The 19,162-nt window shown below is 74.2% G+C and carries 18 protein-coding genes; 12 read left to right on the top strand and 6 right to left on the bottom strand.

Annotated elements, in window-relative coordinates; translation table 11 throughout:
- Positions 1-81: 81 nt before the first annotated feature.
- From OG899_RS25315 to OG899_RS25295, 5 genes are all read right to left on the bottom strand, one after another.
- Positions 82-2,766, bottom strand: a complete 2,685-nt coding sequence (locus OG899_RS25315) for a SpoIIE family protein phosphatase/ATP-binding protein (protein ID WP_260604035.1) — start codon at positions 2,764-2,766, stop codon at positions 82-84.
- Positions 2,767-2,896: 130 nt separating this feature from the next.
- Positions 2,897-4,078 carry a GDSL-type esterase/lipase family protein gene (locus tag OG899_RS25310; RefSeq protein WP_168131984.1) on the bottom strand — a complete coding sequence of 394 codons (1,182 nt, stop codon included), beginning with the start codon at positions 4,076-4,078 and terminating at the stop codon, positions 2,897-2,899.
- A 225-nt stretch (positions 4,079-4,303) separates the two neighbouring features.
- Positions 4,304-4,873 carry a TetR/AcrR family transcriptional regulator gene (locus OG899_RS25305; RefSeq protein WP_125496386.1) on the bottom strand — a complete coding sequence of 190 codons (570 nt, stop codon included), beginning with the start codon at positions 4,871-4,873 and terminating at the stop codon, positions 4,304-4,306.
- Between the two features lie 173 nt (positions 4,874-5,046).
- The gene (locus OG899_RS25300; RefSeq protein ID WP_229814362.1) at positions 5,047-6,252 is read right to left on the bottom strand and encodes an FAD-dependent oxidoreductase; all 1,206 of its coding nucleotides are present in this window, start codon (positions 6,250-6,252) and stop codon (positions 5,047-5,049) included.
- Positions 6,253-6,778: 526 nt separating this feature from the next.
- Positions 6,779-7,000, bottom strand: coding sequence for a hypothetical protein (locus OG899_RS25295; RefSeq protein WP_125496388.1), 222 nt, complete (start codon positions 6,998-7,000; stop codon positions 6,779-6,781).
- 347 nt (positions 7,001-7,347) lie between these two features.
- Here OG899_RS25295 and OG899_RS25290 point away from each other — a divergent pair, with 347 nt between their 5' ends.
- From OG899_RS25290 to OG899_RS25255, 8 genes are all read left to right on the top strand, one after another.
- A complete protein-coding gene (locus OG899_RS25290) occupies positions 7,348-8,181 on the top strand; it encodes an ABC transporter ATP-binding protein (RefSeq protein ID WP_125496389.1) in 834 nt (277 codons plus the stop codon).
- 375 nt (positions 8,182-8,556) lie between these two features.
- Entirely contained in the window at positions 8,557-8,718 is a 162-nt protein-coding gene (locus OG899_RS25285) for a hypothetical protein (protein ID WP_168131981.1), read from the top strand.
- Positions 8,719-8,890: 172 nt separating this feature from the next.
- Positions 8,891-10,504 (top strand): multicopper oxidase family protein, encoded by a 1,614-nt coding sequence (locus OG899_RS25280; protein ID WP_125496390.1) that lies wholly within the window; start codon positions 8,891-8,893, stop codon positions 10,502-10,504.
- A 244-nt stretch (positions 10,505-10,748) separates the two neighbouring features.
- The gene (locus OG899_RS25275) at positions 10,749-10,988 is read left to right on the top strand and encodes a ferredoxin (protein WP_125496391.1); all 240 of its coding nucleotides are present in this window, start codon (positions 10,749-10,751) and stop codon (positions 10,986-10,988) included.
- Positions 10,989-10,990: 2 nt separating this feature from the next.
- The gene (locus tag OG899_RS25270) at positions 10,991-12,382 is read left to right on the top strand and encodes an NAD(P)/FAD-dependent oxidoreductase (protein ID WP_168131980.1); all 1,392 of its coding nucleotides are present in this window, start codon (positions 10,991-10,993) and stop codon (positions 12,380-12,382) included.
- Positions 12,383-12,429: 47 nt separating this feature from the next.
- On the top strand, positions 12,430-13,692 hold the full coding sequence (locus OG899_RS25265) for a cytochrome P450 (protein ID WP_125496393.1): 1,263 nt from the start codon (positions 12,430-12,432) through the stop codon (positions 13,690-13,692).
- A gap of 200 nt (positions 13,693-13,892) precedes the next feature.
- Positions 13,893-14,093: a hypothetical protein gene (locus OG899_RS25260; RefSeq protein WP_125496394.1), complete on the top strand. Its 201-nt coding sequence runs from the start codon at positions 13,893-13,895 to the stop codon at positions 14,091-14,093.
- Between the two features lie 125 nt (positions 14,094-14,218).
- Positions 14,219-14,665: a hypothetical protein gene (locus tag OG899_RS25255; RefSeq protein ID WP_125496395.1), complete on the top strand. Its 447-nt coding sequence runs from the start codon at positions 14,219-14,221 to the stop codon at positions 14,663-14,665.
- Between the two features lie 35 nt (positions 14,666-14,700).
- Here the strand turns inward: OG899_RS25255 and OG899_RS25250 are convergent, their stop codons facing one another.
- Entirely contained in the window at positions 14,701-15,669 is a 969-nt protein-coding gene (locus OG899_RS25250) for a pyridoxal-phosphate dependent enzyme (RefSeq protein ID WP_168131979.1), read from the bottom strand.
- 113 nt (positions 15,670-15,782) lie between these two features.
- Here OG899_RS25250 and OG899_RS25245 point away from each other — a divergent pair, with 113 nt between their 5' ends.
- The 4 genes from OG899_RS25245 to nrfD all read left to right on the top strand — a co-directional run bounded on the left by OG899_RS25245 (position 15,783) and on the right by nrfD (position 19,151).
- A complete protein-coding gene (locus tag OG899_RS25245) occupies positions 15,783-16,238 on the top strand; it encodes a hypothetical protein (protein ID WP_168131978.1) in 456 nt (151 codons plus the stop codon).
- Positions 16,239-16,361: 123 nt separating this feature from the next.
- Positions 16,362-16,745, top strand: a complete 384-nt coding sequence (locus OG899_RS25240; protein ID WP_125496398.1) for a hypothetical protein — start codon at positions 16,362-16,364, stop codon at positions 16,743-16,745.
- 319 nt (positions 16,746-17,064) lie between these two features.
- Positions 17,065-18,102 carry a 4Fe-4S dicluster domain-containing protein gene (locus tag OG899_RS25235; RefSeq protein WP_125496399.1) on the top strand — a complete coding sequence of 346 codons (1,038 nt, stop codon included), beginning with the start codon at positions 17,065-17,067 and terminating at the stop codon, positions 18,100-18,102.
- On the top strand, positions 18,099-19,151 hold the full coding sequence (nrfD, locus tag OG899_RS25230; RefSeq protein ID WP_189343496.1) for an NrfD/PsrC family molybdoenzyme membrane anchor subunit: 1,053 nt from the start codon (positions 18,099-18,101) through the stop codon (positions 19,149-19,151). Before OG899_RS25235 ends, nrfD begins: the two co-directional genes overlap by 4 nt.
- The last annotated feature ends 11 nt before the right edge of the window (positions 19,152-19,162 follow it).

Genomic DNA, 19,162 nt, shown 5'->3' with positions numbered 1-19,162 from the left:
CCCTGTGGCGTCCCGGCGTCTCGTGACGCCTGCGGCGTTCCGTGGGGCACCCCGGCGTCCGGTGCACACCGGTGCCGGGTCCTAGAGCAGGTCCTCCAGGTCGCCGAGGGCTTCCAGGCCGGGGATCCTCGGGGTGCCGTCGGCACCGGGCAGGGCAAGCTCCGCCCAGATGACCTTGCCCTGCGGGGTGTAGCGGGTGCCCCAGCGTTCGGCGGTCCGCGCCACCAGGAACAGGCCCCGGCCGCCCTCCTCGGTGGCCGCGGCGCACCGCAGGTGCGGTGAGGTGCTGCTGCCGTCGGACACCTCGCAGATCAGCGTGCGGTCGTACATCAGCCGGACGTGGAGGGGCGGGGAGCCGTAGCGGACGGCGTTGGTGACCAGTTCGCTCAGGACGAGTTCCAGGCTGTACTCCAGGTCGGTCAGCTGCCACGCGTCGAGCCGGGCGCGGGCGGCCCGGCGTATCCCGGAGACCGCGGCCGGGTCCGCGGGGACGTCCCAGTCGGCGATCCGGTCGGGCGGCAGCACGCGGGTGCGGGCGACGAGCAGGGCCACGTCGTCCTGGGGCTGCTCGGGCAGCAGGGCGTCCAGCACGGCCTGGCAGTGCCGTTCGGGCGACCGGCCGGGGTGGCCGGCCAGGGTGGTGCGCAGCAGCTCCAGGTTCTCGTCCAGGTCGCGGCCCCGGTCCTCGACCAGTCCGTCGGTGTAGAGCACCAGCTGGCTGCCCTCCGGCAGTTCCAGCTCCTCGGTGCGGAACGGCATGCCGCCCAGGCCCAGCGGCGGCCCGTAGGGCAGGTCGGGGAAGGCGGCGGTGCCGTCCGGGTGGACCACGACGGGGGCGAGGTGCCCGGCGCGTGCCAGGGCGCAGCGGCGGGTGGCGGGGTCGTAGATGGCGTACAGACAGGTGGCGCCGACGACGGCGGCCGCCTCCGTGCCGGCCTCCTCCTGGTCGATCCGTCCGACCAGGTCGTCGAGGTGGCTGAGCAGTTCGTCGGGCGGCATGTCGAGGGTGGAGAAGTTGTGCACCGCGGTGCGCAGCCGGCCCATGGTGGCGGCGGCGTGCAGGCCGTGGCCGACCACGTCGCCCACGACGAGCGCCACCCGGCCGCCGGGCAGCGGGATCACGTCGAACCAGTCGCCGCTGACGCCCGAGTGGGCGGGCAGGTAGCGGTGGGCGGCGTCGATGGCGTTCTGCTCGGGCAGGGCTCGCGGCAGCAGGCTGCGCTGGAGGGTGACCGCCATGGTGTGCTCGCGGGCGTAGCGGCGGCCGTTGTCGATGCTGACGGCGGCCTGGGCCACGAGTTCCTCGGCCAGGGACAGCTCCTCGTCGTCGAAGGGGCCGTGTTCCTTGGTGCGCCAGAAGTTGACCACGCCCAGGACGGCACCGCGGGCCCGGATCGGGGCGGAGATCAGCGTGTTGATGCCGCGATCCAGGATCTGCCGTGCTCCGGCCGGGTCCCGGGCCTGCCAGTCGGCCGCGGCGGACAGGTCGGGGATGCGGGCGACCCGGCCGATGCGGTAGCCGTGGATCCAGGGGGTGGCGGACAGGACGTCGATGAGCCGGCCGCGCTGCCGCAGCGGGTGGTCGTCGTGGATGCCGTGGACGGCGACGCGGCGCAGGTCGGTGGCGCGGGCGTCGGGTTCCCCGCCGTGCAGGACGGCCTCGGCGAGGTCGACGGTGACGAAGTCGGCGAAGCGGGGGACGACGATCCGGGCGAGTTCCTCGGCGGTGCGGGTGACGTCGAGGGTGGTGCCGACGCCGAGGCCGGCGTCGTAGAGAAGTTCGAGCCGTTCCCGGGCGATCTGTGCCCGGCCGGAGACGGCCTGCAGCTCCGTGGAGTCGCGCAGGGTGACGACGGTGCCGGCCGGGCCTCCGTCGCGGTCGGTGGGCCGCTGGTTGACGGCGAGCAGCAGGCCGCGGGCGAAGAGGACCTCGTCGGTGGCCTCGCGGCCCGAGGAGAGCAGGGCGACCGCGTCCGGTTCGAGGCCGGGCAGCTCGGTGACGTGCCGGCCCTCGGCGTCCGGGGGCAGGTCGAGGAGCCGTACGGCCTCGTCGTTGGCGAGCAGCAGCCGCCCGTCGGCGTCGATGATCAGCACGCCTTCCCGGACCGCGTGGAGCACCGCGTCGTGGTGGTCGTACATGCGGGTCATCTCGTCCGGCCCGAGCCCGTGGGTCTGGCGGCGCAATCGCCTGCTGACCAGGGCGGTCACGGCGGTCGCCGCGCCGAGGGCGCCCGCTCCCGCGGTGAGGATGATGGGTATCTGCCGCTCCACCTCGTTGGCGACGTTCTTCACCTTCAGCCCCGCGGAGACCAGCGCGACCACGCGCCCGCCGGGGTCCTCGACGGGCACGACGGCCTGCATCTCCCGGCCGAGCGGCCCGTCGACGCTCTCGGTGAGGGTCCGGCCCTGCAGGGACGGGCCGATCGTGCCGACGAAGCGCTTCCCGATGCGGTCGGGCATGGGGTGGGTGTAGCGGATGCCGTGGGTGTCCATGACCACGATGAAGTCGACACCCGCGGCTCTGCGCCCCGCCTCGGTCAGGGGCTGGAGCACGGTCGTGGGGCGCGGCTCGCGCAGCGCGGCGCGCAGCCCCGGGGCGTTGGCGAAGGTCTCGGCGACGGCGAGGGAGCGGCGCTCGGCCTCCGCGCTGGTGTCCCGCTCGGACTGGAGCATGAGGGCGACGACGGCCGCGACGACCAGCAGGACGACGAGCGCCACCTGCAGGACGAACATCTGCCCGGCGACGCTGCCCAGGCTCCGCTTCATCAGTGACCGCCTCGACAGGGATCGGGGACGGCCCGAAGGGGTTGCCATCGAGCCTTTCTAGCACCCGATGACCCGAATCGTCACGACTTGTCTGCTTGATCCTTACAGGATCCTTGCGGGACAGTGCGCCTCACGGCACGTCGGCGAAGGGGCCGGGAGCCGTGAACGCCAGCCGGGCGAAGCGTTCGCCGATGCGCCGGTGCGCGTCGGCACCGGGGTGCAGCCCGTCGGGCAACGGCAGCTCGGCGGCGTCGTCCTCGCCGTACAGCGCGAGCCCGTCCAGGTAGCCGAGGCGGGGGTCCTCGGCCGCGCGCTCCCGCACGATGCGGGCGAGTTCCTCCCGGATGACGGCGAGGGTGAGCTTGCCGCTCGCGCGCTCGGCGGGATCGCCGGCGGCCCGGAAGCCCATGCGCCCGGAGGCGAGGGCGGTCAGGTCGGGCAGGGTGGGCCCGGGGGTGTGCTCGTGCAGGGCGCAGTGGATCGGTGAGATGACCAGCAGCGGGGTGGTGGGGTGGCCCTCGCGGATGGTGTCGAGGAAGCCGTGGACCGCGGGAGCGAAGGCGCGCAGCCGCATCAGGTCGGCGTTGACCAGGTTGATGCCGATCTTGACGCTGATGAGGTCGGCGGGGGTGTCGCGCAGGGCGCGTGCGGTGAAGGGGTCCAGCAGGGCGCTGCCGCCCAGCCCCAGGTTGATCAGCTCGACTCCGGCCAGGGCCGCGGCGCGGGCGGGCCAGGTGCCGGTGGGGCTCGCCGCGTCGGAGCCGTGACTGATGGAGCTGCCGTGGTGCAGCCACACCCTGCGGCCCCGGTCGGGCAGGGGCGCGACGGGGGCGTCGGTGCGCAGGGCGACCAGCTCGGTGGTCTCGTTGTGCGGCAGCCAGATCTCGACGTCCTTCTCCCGGGCGGGCAGACCGGTGAAGCGGAGGGTGCCGGGTTCGCCGGGCCGGTGCTCGGTGGTGCCGGTGGCCATGTCGACGGTGAGGACGCTGCCGCCGCTCACCGTGGCCTGCCCGGCCGGCTGCCCGTCGACGAGCAGGTCGTACACGCCGTCGGGGCGCGGCGGGGCGCCGGTGTAGACACGTTTGGTCGGCAGGGTGTCCAGCTCGACGGCGGTGGCGGCGGTCCGGAAGGCCAGCCGGACGCCCGAGGGCTGGGTCTCGGCCATGGCCAGCTGGGGGTCGGCGCACTGGGCGCGGGCGCGTGCCGGGAGGCGGTGCGGGAGGAGGCCGTGCGGGGTGCGTTCGAGTTCGAGCGCTCCGCGCACGAGGTCCGCGGTGAGCGGGGTGGTGATCCAGCGGGGGTCGGTGTTCACGGTTCCACCTGGGGGGTCTCGGCGGTGGGCAGGGGCATGGGGAGGGTGCGCCGGTCGGCGCGGGGTGCGCGGCAGGCCGGAGGGCGCGGCGGCGCGGGAGGGCCTCCGGGCGCGGGGGCGCGGGAGGGCCTCCGGGCGCGGGGGCGGCCCGCGCTGCGGCCACGGCCCCGCGGCGGGGCCGGGTGTGCGGCTCGTGTGCGTGTCGGCGCACGGCCGCGGCGCGGGTCAGTGCGGGCTCAGGCTGCTCAGCATCCCGTCGAGGCGGTCCAGGATCCACTCCCAGCTGACCTGGGCGTCGGGGCTGCTGTGGGCGAATCCTCCGGCCAGCTCCAGGCTGACGTAGCCGTGCAGGACACTGCCGAGCAGCCGGACGGCGTGCGTCTGGTCCGGCTCCGGCAGGCCGTATCCGCGCAGCACGGCCCGCATCATCCGGGAGTGCCGCACGCCGGCGCTGGCGGCGGCCGTCTCGGCGTCGAGCGGGAGCCGGGCGGCGGCGTAGCGGCCGGGGTGCGCGCGGGCGTAGTCGCGGTAGACGTCGGCGAGCGCGGCCAGGGCGTCCCGCCCGGCGCGGCCCGCCAGGGCATGCGCGGAACGGTCGGCCAGCTCCTCCAACGCCAGCAGGGCGATCCTGGTCTTGAGGTCGTGGGAGTTCTTCAGGTGCGAGTACAGGCTCGCGACCTTGACGTCGAACCGCCGGGCGACGGCCGAGACGGTGACTTGGTCGAAGCCGACCTCGTCGGCGAGTTCCGCCCCCGCCCGCACGAGGCGTTCGACGGTGAGTCCAGCACGCGGCACAGCGATCCCTTCGTCTTTCCTGAAGGGATTATGCAGTTTCCTAAAGGCTTTAGGCAAACAGCTCGGCGACCCACCGGGGCCGCGCGGTTCACCCCGACATGTCGATCACCGCGGCACGCCGCCCCCGGGCCCTGCGGTTGCCCGCCGTCCGTCCGGCCCGCTCGCCGCCCGCCTCACCGCGCCGCCGCGCCGCGCACCAGGTCGCGGGCAACCCGGCCGGCGGCGAACTCCGTGCCGGCGACGAACCGCAGCATCGGGCCGAACATCGGCGCCGACAGCGATCCGACGAAGTACAGGCCCGGCACCGACGACTCGAACCCGGCGGACAGCCACGGCGCCCGGGAGCCCGGCACGATGCGCAGCTCCCGCAGGATCTCGGGCGTCAGGAAGGACAGGGAGCCGAGATCGAGGCGGTACCCGGTGGCGGCCAGCACATGATCCACGACCAGGCTCTCCGTTGTGTGCCCCGGCCCGGCCACCTCCAGCCGCACCGTCGCCCCGGCCGCCTCGGCCCGTACGATGCGGCACGACGTCGTCACCGGAACGATTCCCTCGACCCGGTCCCGCAGCCACCAGCCGCCCGAGGGGCGCAGCGCCCTGCGGAACAGCAGCAGCCGGGCGGCCGGGGGCAGCCGGCGGACGGCGCCGGGCGCCCGGCACACACCGGCGAGGATCCAGCCGTTGCCCAGCGGCGAGCCGGGGCGCACGATCCTGAGCGGCCACGGCCGGTGCTCGTCCGGGACCGTCCCCCACAGCAGGCTCCGCTCCCGTGCCAGCACCCGGGTCTCGGCACCGGACTCGTGCAGCAGGGCCGCGCTCTCCAGCGCGGACTGGCCGCCGCCGACCACCGCGACGCGCCGGCCGGCGTAGCGGGACAGGTCGGTGTGGTGGCTGGTGTGCGACACCAGGGCGCCGACGCCGGGCCCCTCGGGCGCGAGACGGCGCAGTTGTGGGGGTATGTGGGCCAGATGGTTCAGGCCGGTGGCCACGACCACGGACCGCGCCTCGAGATGCTGCCCGTCGTCCAGGCACACCGCGAAGGCGGAGCCGGCGGCCCGCTCCACGGCCACGACGCGCGCCGGTTCCACCTCGCCGACGTACCGCTTCTGGAACCACTGTCCGTAGCGGACGAAGACCTCGCACGGGATCGGGGTCCGCACGGTCAGTTCCGGCTCGCCGTGCACCCGGAGAAAGTCCGCGAGCCGGCCTCCGGGTTCCGGCACGGACAGGTCGACGGCGTTGGGTGTCGACTTCAGGAACATGCCGGTCGCCATGGCATGCCGCCAGCTGCCCATGACCTCGCCGAAGACGCGCACCGGCACCTGGGCCGCGCGCAGGTGCGCGGCGACCGACAGCCCGTAGGGTCCGGCCCCGATCACGACGACCGGAAGACCCGGCCGCCCGCCGGACGTCCTCGCACGGACCGGACGCCGTCCAGGAAGCGACTGCGTCATGCATCCCCCCGACTGGTCCCCCACCGCCGTCCCCCAGGCGGTGCGGCAACTTCGGGACGGGCGCGACGGAACACGCCGCCGCACACGGTCCCCCCTCCGCCGCACAGTGTTACCCAGCGGCCGCCGCCGGAATGCGGAATCGGTCCCACCTTGCCGAAAGATGCACCAACCCTTGACGCGCCGTCGCCCCACGCGGCCCAGCCGGCCCGCGGGCCACAGCGAGCACACCTGGACCTCATGGCGTGCCGTGCGCAGCGCGCCGGTCACGCGCCCGGCGCGTGTGACCGGCGCGTGTGACCGGCGGCGTGCGGTCCGGCCCGCCGTCACCGCGCCCCGCCCGAGACCGAGGGCCTGCCTCCGTCCGCGGACCTGCCGCGGACGGGGCAGGCCCTCGCGTGCGCCGCTGCGTCCCCGGTCCGGAAGAAACGAGACGGAACGGGAAGGGACGACCTCAGCCCTCCGTCGTCGCTGGTGAGTTGACGGCCGGTGGCGCGGTCATCAGCTTGCCGAACAAGGTCATGCAGGTGGAACAATGACCGGCCCGCTGCGCGCTCGCCCCGTCGACACGCTGTCCGAGCCGTCGGCCGCAGAGCGTCCTGGCCTCGCTCTTGGCCATGACGTGCCACACCGGTGCCCCGCCGGGTTCTTCGAGTCCTGCACACATCTCGTACATGATCGGCTCCCTCGATGGACGCCTCTCCCGCTCCAGGAGACACCCGTTCGGCGGCGGTACGCCCCCAGGGAAGGCCATTCGGGTGAAGCGGCCCGTCGGAGCCCCGGGGGACACGCGGTGCCCTGACGGGGCGTGGACACCAGGGCGGAGCGCCACGGGCGGCGGACCCTGACGCCGTGTGCGGTGCGGTGGCGCCGTCACCGGCGGCCCGCGGCGCGCACCCGGGGCGTGAGCGGCCGGACGGGACCCCGTCCACCCAGCGGACACTTCGGGCGACCTCGTGCCGTCTGCCTCTACCGTCGTCGTGCCGACCTGGCGATGCCGCACATGCCGAGGGGAGACGGAAGATGACCGAGCAGACGGCGCACCGGACGCCGGCGGGAACCGACGACGCCGTCGTGGCGCTCAGCGGGGTGAGCGTCCGCCGCTACACGACCGACCAGGTCATCCTCGACGGCATCGACTGGACCGTACGGGCCGGGGAGCACTGGGCGCTGCTGGGCGCCAACGGCGCCGGGAAGACCACGCTGCTGCGGCTGCTCGGCGCCCTGATGCACCCGACGGCCGGCACGGTCGAGGTGCTGGGCGCCCGGCTGGGACGCGTCGACGTGCGGGAACTGCGGGCCCGGATCGGGCATGTCACGTCCGCGCAACGGGTGCCGCAGGACCTCGACGCGCACACCGTGGTGCTGACCGGTCACACCGGCACGGTGCAGCCGCTGTGGCGGATGTACGACGACGAGGTCCGGCAGCGGGCCCACGAGCTGCTGGCCGAGCTGGACATCAAGGAGCTGGCGGACCGGCCCTACGGGGTGTGCTCGGGCGGGCAGCGGGCCCGCATCCTCATCGCCCGCGCGCTGATGGCCGACCCGGCCCTGCTGCTGCTCGACGAGCCGTTCAACGCCCTCGACCTGCCCTCCCGGGAGGACCTGGTGGAGGCGATGCACCGGCTGGCCGAGGGCCGGCCGCGCCTGTCCACCGTGACGGTCACCCATCATCTGGAGGAGCTGTCCCCCGCGGTCAGCCATGCGCTGCTGCTGCGCGAGGGCCGGATCCTGTCGCACGGCCCCGTCGAGGAGGTGCTGACCGGGCCGTCGCTGACGGCGTGCTTCGGCCGCCCCGTGCAGGTCAGCCGACACGAGGGCCGCTGGTGGGCGTACTCGGCACGCACGCACGCGTGACAGGGGCGGCGGCACGGCCGTGACCGGGACGGCACCGTGACCATGACCGGAACGGCGCCACGGCTGTGCCCCGAACGGCCGGCGGACCGTGAGTCCGGCGACAGGCGTGCGTGATCCTGATGACAGCCGGACCATGACCTTGACCATACGGCGGACGTGAGATCGACGACGTGCGGGACGGGTCCGCGCGGCGCCGCACACCACCTGGGACGCTTTCGGGCGATCTGTCGCCACGACTGCGACCGGACGACTGCGGAGTGTAGCGGAAGGCGACTTTCCACTACCGGCAGTAACATGATCAACTGCTGCGCCGGGTACTCTCCGCGGCACGCGCGGGAGACCTGTGTTCCGTCCTACCCCCGTGCGAGGATCCTGATGCCGTCCCAGGACGATGCTCTGCGACAAGCGCAGTCCACCTACGAGAACCACATGCGGTCCTGCCGCCAGTGCGCCGCCGACTCCGTGCCGTGCGCCGTGGCGAAACATCTTCTGCGCCTGTACAACAACGCCCGGCGGGCCGCCGCCCGGCAGAGCTGACCGCACCCGACGAGGCGGCGGGACCGGTGTGCCGGTCCCGCCGCCTCGTCGTATGCGCACCGCCGGATGGCGGCACGACGGTTCGGCCGCAGGCATCGAAAAGGCCACCGACATCCCCGGCGCGCCGCCGCGGTTCTCCCACATATCGCCATGAAACGTGTGTTATTCAGTCATGCACACACCTACGCGGCGTACCTTGATCAGTGCCTCGCTCATGGCTGCCGGCTCGGCACTCCTGGGCTGCTGTTCGGCATCCGGCTCCGCGAAGCCGGATCCACGCACGGAGACCGGGCACGCGGCGCACCCCGCGCCCGACGCCGGCACCCGCCGCTTCGTGCCCAAGGGCCCCAAGGGATATGTGAACCCGTCCGACCCGGAGGTCCTGGCCGTCGAGAAGGAGCGCGGGGGCGGGCCGGTGCGCAGCTTCCGGCTGACCGCCGCCGAGACCCGGGTGGACCTCGGCGGACGGACCGTCAGGACCTGGGCGTACGGCGGCGATCTGCCCGGCAAGGAGGTGCGGGTCACCGCGGGCGACATCCTGAACCTCACGCTCGTCAACCACCTGCCCGTGGACACCACGCTGCACTCGCACGGTGTGCGCCTGCGCTGCGACATGGACGGCGTGCCCGACCTCACCCAGCGGGGCATCGCGCCGGGCGCGGAGTTCGCCTACCGCTTCACGGTGTCGCACCCGGGCACGTACTGGCTGCACTCGCACTCCGGCATGCAGCTCGACCGCGGTCTGTACGCGCCGCTGATCGTGGAGGACCCCAAGGAGCCGCTGAAGTACGACAAGGAGTGGGTCGTCGTCCTGGACGACTGGCTGGACGGCGTGGACGGCTCCACGCCGGACGGTGTGCTCACCCAGCTGCACCACGGCAAGCGTCCGCCGATGGACATGGGCGGCTCGTCCGGACACGATCACGGCACGGGCGCGGGGTCCGGCCCCTCCCGGGTGCTGCGTCACTCCCACAGTCCCCTGCTCCGCAGCATGGGCGGCAACGTCGACTTCCCCCACTACCTGGTCAACGGACGGCTCCCCGAGGCTCCCTCGGTGTTCCGGGCCAAGCCCGGGGACCGCATCCGGCTGCGCATCATCAACGCGAGCGCGGACACGGCCTTCCGGGTGGCGCTGGGCGGGCACCGGATGACGATCACGCACACGGACGGCTACCCGGTGCAGCATGCGAGCACCGACGCCCTGCTGCTGGGCATGGCCGAGCGCTACGACGTCCTGGTCACCGCCAAGGACGGGGTGTTCCCGCTGGTGGCGCTGGCCGAGGGCAAGAAGGCACGGGCCCTCGCGGTGCTGCGCACGGCCGGCAGCGGGGATCTGCCGAAGCCGTCGGTGCACCCGGACGAGCTGGAGGGCCGTGTCGTGCCGGCGCGGCGTCTGGTGCCGGACGAGTCGGTGGCGTACTCCGACCGCGAACCCGACCGGCACATCCGGCTGCGGCTCACCGGCACCATGAAGGCCTTCAACTGGACCTTCGACCACAAGCCGTACTCCATCGAGCAGCGCCACGCCGTACGGCAGGACGAGCGGGTCCGGCTCACCGTCATCAACGCCACCGACATGTGGCACCCCGTCCACCTGCACGGCCACACGTTCGCCATGACCGGCCTGGACGCGGCGGGCGCGCGCAAGGACACCGCGATCGTGCTGCCGCACCGCAAGCTCGTGTGCGACTTCTACGCGGACAACCCGGGCCTGTGGATGCTCCACTGCCACAACCAGTACCACTCGGAGTCCGGGATGATGACGATCCTCGGCTACCGCAGGTGACCGGACCCCGGTCGTCCGCGGCCGGCGGGCCGGCCACCCGTCGCCCTCCTTCGATCCGTCCGGATGCGCGGTTCCGTCACCCCCTTCGCGCCGTCCGGGTCCGCCGTCCCGTCACCCCTTCGGTCCGTCCCGCCGGGCGTGCGGTGGGCGACACCCCGATCCTGACCGGGAGAGGATCGCCGTCCCGGGGTGCCCGCCACGCCGGGCACCCGGGGACCCGGCCGCCGGAAGGGGCGGAACACCGATGCGCATCGTCGTCGACCTGAACAGATGCCAGGGCTACGCCCAGTGCGCGTTCCTCGCGCCGGAGGTGTTCACCCTGCACGGGGAGGAGTCGCTGGTCTACGCCCCCTGGGCCGGCGACGAGCACCGGGAGAAGGTCGCCCGGGCCGTCGCCGCCTGCCCGGTGCAGGCGATCACCGCGGACGGCCTGGACACGGACACGGACGAGAAGCGGCCCGCACCCGCCGGCCGGGAGGCGTGAGGATGCACGAGCCGTACCACGAGTGGCTGCGGCGCGAGGGCCGCATCGTCGTCGTCGGCGCCTCGCTGGCCGGGCTGCGCGCCGCGGAGACCCTGCGGGCGGAGGGTTTCACCGGTTCCCTGACCATGATCGGCGACGAACCCCATCCGCCGTACGACCGGCCGCCGCTGTCCAAGGCGGTGCTGCTCGGGCGGGCCGCCCCGGACCGCACCGAGCTGCCGCGGCGCCGTGAGCTCGACGCGGAGTGGCGGCTGGGCGTGGCCGCGATCGGGCTGGATCTCGCGGGCAGACGGGTGCGGCTGGCCGACGGCGGCGAGGTGCCCTACGACCGGCTGCTGATCGCGACCGGGGTGCGCGCCCGGCCCTGGCCCGACGAGGACCAGGCCCGCCTGGACGGGGTGTTCGTGCTGCGCACCCGGGACGACGCGGTCCGGCTGCACCGCAGACTGAAGGCGTCGCCGCGCCGGGTGTTCGTCATCGGGGCCGGCTTCACCGGGTCGGAGATCGCCTCCGCCTGCCGGCAGCAGGGCCTCGCGGTCACCGTGGCCGAGCGCGCGGACGCGCCGCTGGTGGGCGCCCTCGGCTCGGTCGTCGGCGCGGTCGCCGCGGACCTGCACCGGGAAGGCGGAGTGGACCTGCGCACGAACGTCCAGGTCACCGCCCTGGAGGGCGACGGTGTCGGCCGGGTGCGGGCCGCGCACCTGTCCGACGGCAGCGTGGTCGAGACGGACGTCGTGGTGGTCGCGCTCGGCGCGGTCCGCAACACCGAGTGGCTGGCGGGCTCCGGGCTGGCCGCGGGACCGCGCGGGGTGGCCTGCGACGCGGGCTGCCGGGCCTTCGACGTCGGGGGCATCGTCACCGACGACGTGTTCGTGGCCGGTGACGTCGCCCGTTCGCCGCACCCGCTGTTCGGCTACCAGTTCCTGTCGCTGGAGCACTGGGGCAATGCCGTCGCGCAGGCCGAGGTGGCCGCGCACAACATGATCAGCGGCGCCTCCGACCGGCGCCCGCACCTGTGGGTGCCCGCCTTCTGGTCGTCGCAGTTCGGGGTGAACATCAAGTCCATCGGTGTGCCGTCCATGGGCACCGAGATCATGATCACTCAGGGGTCGCTCGCCGAGCGCCGGTTCGTCGGGGTGTACGGCCACCGGGGCCGGGTGATCGCCGCGGTGAGCTTCGACAACACCCGGTGGCTGGACTTCTACCAACAGCTGATCGAGACCGGTGCGCCGTTCCCGGTGGAGTTCACCACGGTGGACCGACGGCCCGAGGGGCGCAGGCCCGTCCCGGCCGGATTCCCCGACCCGTCCCTGCCCACGCACGGACCGACCGTGACCGTCAGCGGCTACGCCCCCTCCGAGCGGCGGCTGGTGTTCACCCCGGCCCGCCCGTGACCGACGCCCTGCCCTCCACCCGTGGCCTCGACACTCTGGGACCTGTCATGACGGACTCCTCGCTGCTGCGCCGGATCACCGACCCCGCCTCGCGCGCCGACCCCTATCCGCTGTACGAGGAGCTGCGCCGCACACCGGTGCTGCACGAGGAGGAAGGCGGCGCGTACGCCGTCAGCCGCTACCACGACATCCTCGCCCTGCTGCACGACCCGCGGATCAGCTCCGACGACCGCCGGCTGACCGACCGGGGCGACGACGAGCTGTCGGAGCCGGAGGGCACGGTGCTGCCGCCCAGTTTCATCCGGCTCGATCCGCCCGAGCACGACCGGCTGCGGCGCATCGCCAACAGCGCCTTCGGGCCGCCGCACCGGCCGCACCGGATCGACGGCATGCGGGACGAGCTGGCCGGCATCGTCGGCGCGCTGCTCGACGACCTGGCGTCCGACGCGGCCGGCGGCGGCGAGATCGACCTCGTCGACGCGTTCGCCTACCCCTTCCCGGTGACCGTGATCTGCCGACTGCTCGGGGTGCCCCGCGAGGACGAGCCACGGTTCCGCGGCTGGGTCGACGTGATCGTCGCCGGACTGGACCCCGAGACCCGCCACGACCCGGCGGCGCCCGCCCATCGGGCCGCGCAGCAGGCCCGGGTCCAGCTGGGCATGTACCTGTCCGGGCTGGTGGAGGAACGCTCCCGCCGGCCCCGCGAGGACATGCTGTCCGACCTGGCGGCCGGCCGGGGCCCGGACGGCTCCATGTCGACGATGGAGGTGCTGAGCACCGCGGTGCTGCTGCTCATCGCCGGCCATGAGACCACGGTCAACCTCATCGCCAACGGCATGCTGACGCTGCTGCGCCACCCCGAGCACCTGGAGCGGCTGCGCGAGGACGCCGCGTACGCCGTGCCGGTCGTGGAGGAGCTGCTGCGCTACGAGCCGCCGGTGCAGCTGCTGCCCTCGCGCACCTGCATCACGGACATCGAGGTGCACGGCGTGACGATCCCCGAGGGCGCCCGGATCTGGCTGATGCTGGCCGCCGGCAACCGCGACCCGGAGCGGTTCGCGGACCCCGACCGGTTCGACCCGGACCGGTCGGACAACGAGCACCTCGGGTTCGGCAGCGGGGTGCACATCTGCTTCGGCGCTCCCCTGGCCCGGCTGGAGGCCCAGATCGCGCTCACCGAGCTGGCCCGCCGCCTGGACGGCCCCCGTCTGCTGCAGGACCCGCCGCCCTACCGGCCCAGCCCGGTGCTGCGCGGCCCACGCCACCTGCCCCTCGGCGTCGACGGCGTACGTGACCGACAGGACGGCTGACCCCTCCCCGCGGGCCCGGCCGGGCCCCGCACCGGGCCCGAAGGTCCCCCTGGGCCCGGCCGTCCGGCACGGCCCCAGGTCCCCGGCACGACGAGACCGCGGGTCGACAGCCCTGTGCACGGGACAAACACCTGGACACCCGACGAGAGCCGACCAGAATGGGACAAACAGGTTCGAAGCTGTGGAGGAGTCAGCCCCGCATGGCGCACGGAGCCCGCCGCACCCCCGCCCCGCCTCCCCGTCCCGACCTCGCTCGGGCACGTGACTGCGAGCACTGCCGGGGCTGGGGCACCGTCATCACCCGTGACGGCGACCACCTGCTGTGCGCCGTCTGCCAGCCGGTCGCCGACGTCTCCGAGCCCCGGCAGCAGACGCCCTCGCACCGGCACACCCCCGCCTGACACCGCCCGGTCCCCCTCCGGCGCGCGTGTGCTCCGTCCGGGTGGCTTCCCCCGTCCGAGTGGTGCGCCGCCGGACGCGGTCGTAGCGTCGTAGACGGTTCAGACTTCCTCGGACGGGAGCGGACATGGGCACACACTCAGTGCGGACCGCAGTCACCCTCGTCATCGCCGGGCTGTTCACCGCGGGGTTCGGCACGGCATCGGCCGCCCCGGCGCCGGCGGACCGGGACCCTGGGCACCCGGTGCTCGTCGACTGCTTCTGGAAGGCCAAGGCCCGGCCGGACGCGTTCATCCTCGCCTGCGGTGACGGCAACAGCCGCCTGGCCGATCTTCGCTGGTCCCAGTGGGACGACAAGGCCGCGGTGGCCAGGGGCACGAGCCTGGTCAACGACTGCAAGCCGTACTGCGCGGCGGGCCGGTTCCACTCGTATCCGGTCGAGGTGCGACTGGCCAAGCCCGCGCCCTGGAAGAAGAACCCGCAGGTGAAGCAGTACACCCAGATCACTCTGCGCTTCACGGACGGCCGTCCGTCCGGGTACGGCCAGCAGGTGAGCTACCCCCTGTGGAGCTGAGGCCCCGCGCCGCGCACGGGACGGTCCACGTCCGCTCAGCCGCCGAGGATCTCGGCGAAACGTGCGGTGTCGATGTTGCCGCCGGAGACGACGACACCGACCCGGCGCGGGAGGTTCTCCACCCGACGGGCCAGCAGCGCGGCGAGCGTGCAGGCACCGCTGGGCTCGACGACCATCTTCAGGCGCTCGAAGGCGAACCGCATCGCCTCGCGGATCTCGTCGTCGCTGACCACGCAGATGCCGTCCACCAGGCGGCGGTTGATCGAGAAGGTCAGCTCGCCGGGGGTGTCGGCGGCCAGGCCGTCCGCGATGGTCCTGGGCACGGGAACGGACACCCGGCGGCCCGCGTCGAGGGAACGCCGGGTGTCGTCGCCGGCCTGCGGTTCCACCCCGACCACGCGCAACCCGGGCAGCAGGCCCTTGCCGGCCGTGGCGCTGCCGGCGATCAGCCCACCGCCGCCGACCGGCACGATCAGCGCGTCCAGCTCGCCGGCCTCCTCGATGAGTTCCAGCGCGGCGGTGCCCTGCCCGGCGATGACGTGCGGATGCTCGTAAGGAGGTATGAGCGCCAGTCCGCGCTCCTCGGCCAGCGCCCGGCCGAGGGCGACCCGGTCGCCGGTGTAGCGGTCGTAGGTGACGACCTCCGCACCGTAGCCCTCCGTCGCCTCCCGCTTGGAGCGGGGGGTGTCCTCCGGCATGAGGATCACCGCGCGGGTGCCCAGCTCCCGGGCGGCCAGGGCCACGGCCTGGGCATGGTTGCCGGAGGAATACGCGGCGATCCCCCGGGCCAGTTCGCCGGCGGACAGCCGGGAGGCGGCGTGGTAGGCGCCGCGGAACTTGAAGGCACCGATCCGCTGGAAGTTCTCGCACTTCACATGGACCTCGGCGCCGGCCAGGGCGTCCAGGGTGCGGGAGCGCAGGACGGGGGTGCGGTGTCCCACGCCCTCGATGCGCCGGGCGGCGTCGCGGACGTCGTCGAGGGTGACGGGCAGGGTGTCGCTCATACGGGTACTCCTCCTGACCGGACCAGGCGCGGACGCACCGCCCGGCCGGGGCCCGACGCTTTCGACCGAGTGATCTTCGCGCAGAGTCTACGGACATCAGTCAGGGAGCCCCCATGCACGCGATGGTCAAAGGCCTGCTGGCCGGCGCCGCCGGAACCCTGGTGCTCGACGTGGTCACCTACGGCGACATGCTGGTGCGCGGCCGGTCCCCCAGCGGTCTGCCGGCCCAGGTGGCCGAACGCCTCGCCGTCGGGGCCGGGGTGCCGCTGGGCGGCAGCACCGAGACCAGGGACAACCGCGCTCAGGCGGTCGGCGCGCTGCTCGGCTACGCGACGGGGGTCGTCACCGGGACGGTGTACGGGCTGCTGCACCGCCGGCGGCCTCCTCTGCCGGTTCTGGTGGGCGGGCCGCTGCTCGGCGCCGCCGCGATGGCCGGCAGCGACGCGCCGGCGATCACGCTGCGGCTGACCGACCCGACCTCCTGGGACGTGACGTCCTGGGTGTCGGACGTCGTCCCGCACCTGGCGTACGGGCTGACCACCGCCGCGGTGTACCGGGCACTCGGCTGACCGCCCGGCCACCCCACCGGGCAGATACGGACACCTCCGGCGCACGGGGTTTGATCCGCGCACCAGCGGGCAACGCGTATTTTCTGGGCCAGTCCCATCCGGTGCCGAGGCGGGGAGGCTGAGATGCGCGGACGCAAGCGGCACGCACGGGCGGCCGAACCGCTGCCGCTGGACCTGTGCGACCTGTGCGGTGTCACCCTCCCGCCGGAGCGGACGGTGTCCACCTATGTGCCGGACTCCTCCGCGGCGCTGCCCGGCCGCGACGCGTACGACGGCCTGCGGCTGCTGACGGCCTGCTGCGAGCAGCACCTGACGGCCCTGCGCGAGCAGTACCGGGCGCGGCCCTTCGTGCAGGAGGAACTGTGGGCGGCCAAGATCGAGCGCGAGCTCAACGCGGGCACGCCGGTGCTCACCATGACACAGCTGGGCTGCCGCACGGGGCTGCATGAGCCGGAGATCCGCCGCGCCATCGCCTGGCACAACGCCCACCTGCCGCCACGGCCCTGATCATCGCCCTGCCGACGGACGCCGGTCGCCGCCGATGCGGGCCACGGCAGCCGCAGGGCGCAGGGGTGCGCCGACGGCTGCCCGACGGCCCGGGTGTGCCGTGCGTGACGGCGATGCCCGATGCGGACGTCGTGCTGCCGCTTCCGGCGCGCGCCCCGCGGGCACCCGTGCCAGGCTCGTGAAAGGGCCCAGGGGCACGGGCCGTGGCGGCCGCCGTGCCGGTCGGCGGCACGGGCGGGTGCCGCGAGCGGAGGTTCCGCCCGCCCGGCCGAGGCCCGAGGGCACCGGGCCCCGCGAGCGCTGAGCCGAGGAGGCGCGGATGAACGACGGCGAGCGGACGGCCGCGGACCCGGCGGGCGGCGCCCCGCCGGACACGCACCGGAGCCTGCCGCACGGCCCGCGGGCGGACGTGGCGCGGGAGGCCGGACACCGTGGTCCCCCGCCCCGCATGGGCTTCTTCACCGACACCTCCGTCTGTATCGGCTGCAAGGCGTGCGAGGTGGCGTGCAAGGAGTGGAACGGGGTGCCGGGGCACGGTCTGGAGCTGACCGGCATGTCGTACGACAACACCCAGGGACTGGGTGCGAACAGTTGGCGGCATGTGGCGTTCGTCGAGCAGCGCACACCGCCGGGCGGTCGGGAACCGGGGCCGGTGCCCGCCGGCCCGGACGTGTTCGAGGCCGCCCGCGCCCTCGGCACCTCCCCCGGCACCGGGACCTCCGCGCCGAGGAGCGCGCCGGCCGGGGCCCCCGCCGGGGAGGATCCACCGGCGGCGACCGGCGGACGCACCGAGCTGCGCTGGCTGATGTCCTCCGACGTGTGCAAGCACTGCACGCAGGCGGCCTGCCTGGACGTGTGCCCCACGGGGGCGTTGTTCCGCACGGAGTTCGGCACCGTCGTCCTGCAGGAGGACGTGTGCAACGGCTGCGGGTACTGCGTGCCGGCCTGCCCGTACGGGGTTGTCGGCCGCCGGGAGGGGGACGGACGGGCCTTCAAGTGCACGTTGTGCTACGACCGGCTGGGCGCCGGCCTGGAGCCGGCCTGCGCCAAGGCGTGTCCCACGGACTCCATCCAGTTCGGCCCGCTCGAGGAGCTGCGGGAGCGGGCGGCGGCGCGGGTGGCGCAGCTGCACGCCGCCGGGGTGGCCAACGCGCGGCTGTACGGAGAGAGTCCTGAGGACGGTGTCGGCGGCGACGGGGCGTTCTTCCTGCTGCTCGACGAACCGGAGGTGTACGGGCTGCCGCCGGATCCGGTCGTCACCACCCGGGATCTGCCCGCGATGTGGAAGCAGGCGGCGTTGGCCGCCGTCTCGCTCGCCGCGCTGGGCGTGGCCAGTTTCGTCAGGAGGCCCCGGTGAGCGAGTCGGACGTCACCCGCAACGGGGTGGAAGGTGCGCGGCATGGGCGGGAGGCCGTCACCGGTGCGCACGCCGGGCGGCGTCGGCGCCGGCGGCGGGGCCAGCGGGGCGAGCGGCCGGTGGTTCCCGAGGCGCACTTCTCGTCGTACTACGGCAGGCCGGTGCTGAAGGCGCCGCCGTGGAAGGCGCTGGACATCGCCGGTTATCTGTTCCTGGGCGGTCTGGCCGGGGCGTCGTCGCTGCTCGCGGCCGGGGGCCAGGTCACCGGCCGGCCGGGGCTGGCACGGGTGGCGAAGCTGGGCGCGGCGGGCGCGATCACCGTGTCGCTGGGGGCGCTGGTGCACGACCTGGGCCGACCGGCCCGGTTCGTGAACATGCTCCGGGTCGTCAAACCCACCTCGCCGATGAACCTCGGCTCCTGGCTGCTGGCCGGATACGCGCCGCTGACCGTGGCCGCCGCGGCCGCCGATGTCACGGGGCGCCTGCGGGGACCGGGTGCGGGGGCCACGGCGGCCTCGGCGGTGCTCGGTCCGGCGGTGGCCACGTACACCGCGGTGCTGCTGTCCGACACGGCGGTGCCGTCGTGGCACGAGGGGTACCGGGAGCTGCCGTTCGTGTTCGCCGGCTCCGGTGCGGCCGCGGCGGCCGGGCTCGCCCTGGTGTGTGCGCCGCCCGCGCAGACGGGCCCGGCCCGGCGGATGGCGGTGCTCGGTGCCGTCGCGGAGCTGGGCGCGTTCCGTCTGATGAAGCGGCGGATGGGGCTGGTGGCCGAGCCGTTCGAGCAGGGCCGGCCGCACCGGCTGCTGCGGGGTGCGGAACTGCTCACCACGGCCGGTGCCGCCCTGGCCGCCTGCGCGGAGGCCGTCGGCCGGGCGGGCGTGGGGCGTCACCTGGGCCGCCGGGTGCCGGCGGCGGTGGCCGGGGCGGCGCTGCTGACCGGTTCGGCGGCGTTGCGGTTCGGGGTGTTCCACGCGGGGGTGGCGTCCGCCCAGGACCCGGCGTACACGGTGGTGCCGCAGCGGGAGCGGCTGCGGGCCCGGTCAGGCTGAAGCGCGGCCCA

The organism is Streptomyces thermoviolaceus (genome assembly GCF_045209695.1).
In the GTDB taxonomy this organism is placed as follows: Bacteria; Actinomycetota; Actinomycetes; order Streptomycetales; family Streptomycetaceae; genus Streptomyces; species Streptomyces thermoviolaceus.
The sequence above is the reverse complement of the archived record's forward strand: the minus strand, read 5'-3'. Positions and strand labels throughout refer to the sequence as shown.

Coding starts and splice junctions, on each gene's coding strand:
- OG899_RS25315 (WP_260604035.1), bottom strand. CDS start 2,766: ATGAAGCGGAGCCTGGGCAGCGTCGCCGGGCAGATGTTCGTCCTGCAG.
- OG899_RS25295 (WP_125496388.1), bottom strand. CDS start 7,000: ATGTACGAGATGTGTGCAGGACTCGAAGAACCCGGCGGGGCACCGGTG.
- OG899_RS25290 (WP_125496389.1), top strand. CDS start 7,348: ATGACCGAGCAGACGGCGCACCGGACGCCGGCGGGAACCGACGACGCC.
- OG899_RS25285 (WP_168131981.1), top strand. CDS start 8,557: ATGCCGTCCCAGGACGATGCTCTGCGACAAGCGCAGTCCACCTACGAG.
- OG899_RS25280 (WP_125496390.1), top strand. CDS start 8,891: ATGCACACACCTACGCGGCGTACCTTGATCAGTGCCTCGCTCATGGCT.
- OG899_RS25275 (WP_125496391.1), top strand. CDS start 10,749: ATGCGCATCGTCGTCGACCTGAACAGATGCCAGGGCTACGCCCAGTGC.
- OG899_RS25270 (WP_168131980.1), top strand. CDS start 10,991: ATGCACGAGCCGTACCACGAGTGGCTGCGGCGCGAGGGCCGCATCGTC.
- OG899_RS25265 (WP_125496393.1), top strand. CDS start 12,430: ATGACGGACTCCTCGCTGCTGCGCCGGATCACCGACCCCGCCTCGCGC.
- OG899_RS25260 (WP_125496394.1), top strand. CDS start 13,893: ATGGCGCACGGAGCCCGCCGCACCCCCGCCCCGCCTCCCCGTCCCGAC.
- OG899_RS25255 (WP_125496395.1), top strand. CDS start 14,219: ATGGGCACACACTCAGTGCGGACCGCAGTCACCCTCGTCATCGCCGGG.
- OG899_RS25250 (WP_168131979.1), bottom strand. CDS start 15,669: ATGAGCGACACCCTGCCCGTCACCCTCGACGACGTCCGCGACGCCGCC.
- OG899_RS25245 (WP_168131978.1), top strand. CDS start 15,783: ATGCACGCGATGGTCAAAGGCCTGCTGGCCGGCGCCGCCGGAACCCTG.
- OG899_RS25240 (WP_125496398.1), top strand. CDS start 16,362: ATGCGCGGACGCAAGCGGCACGCACGGGCGGCCGAACCGCTGCCGCTG.
- OG899_RS25235 (WP_125496399.1), top strand. CDS start 17,065: ATGAACGACGGCGAGCGGACGGCCGCGGACCCGGCGGGCGGCGCCCCG.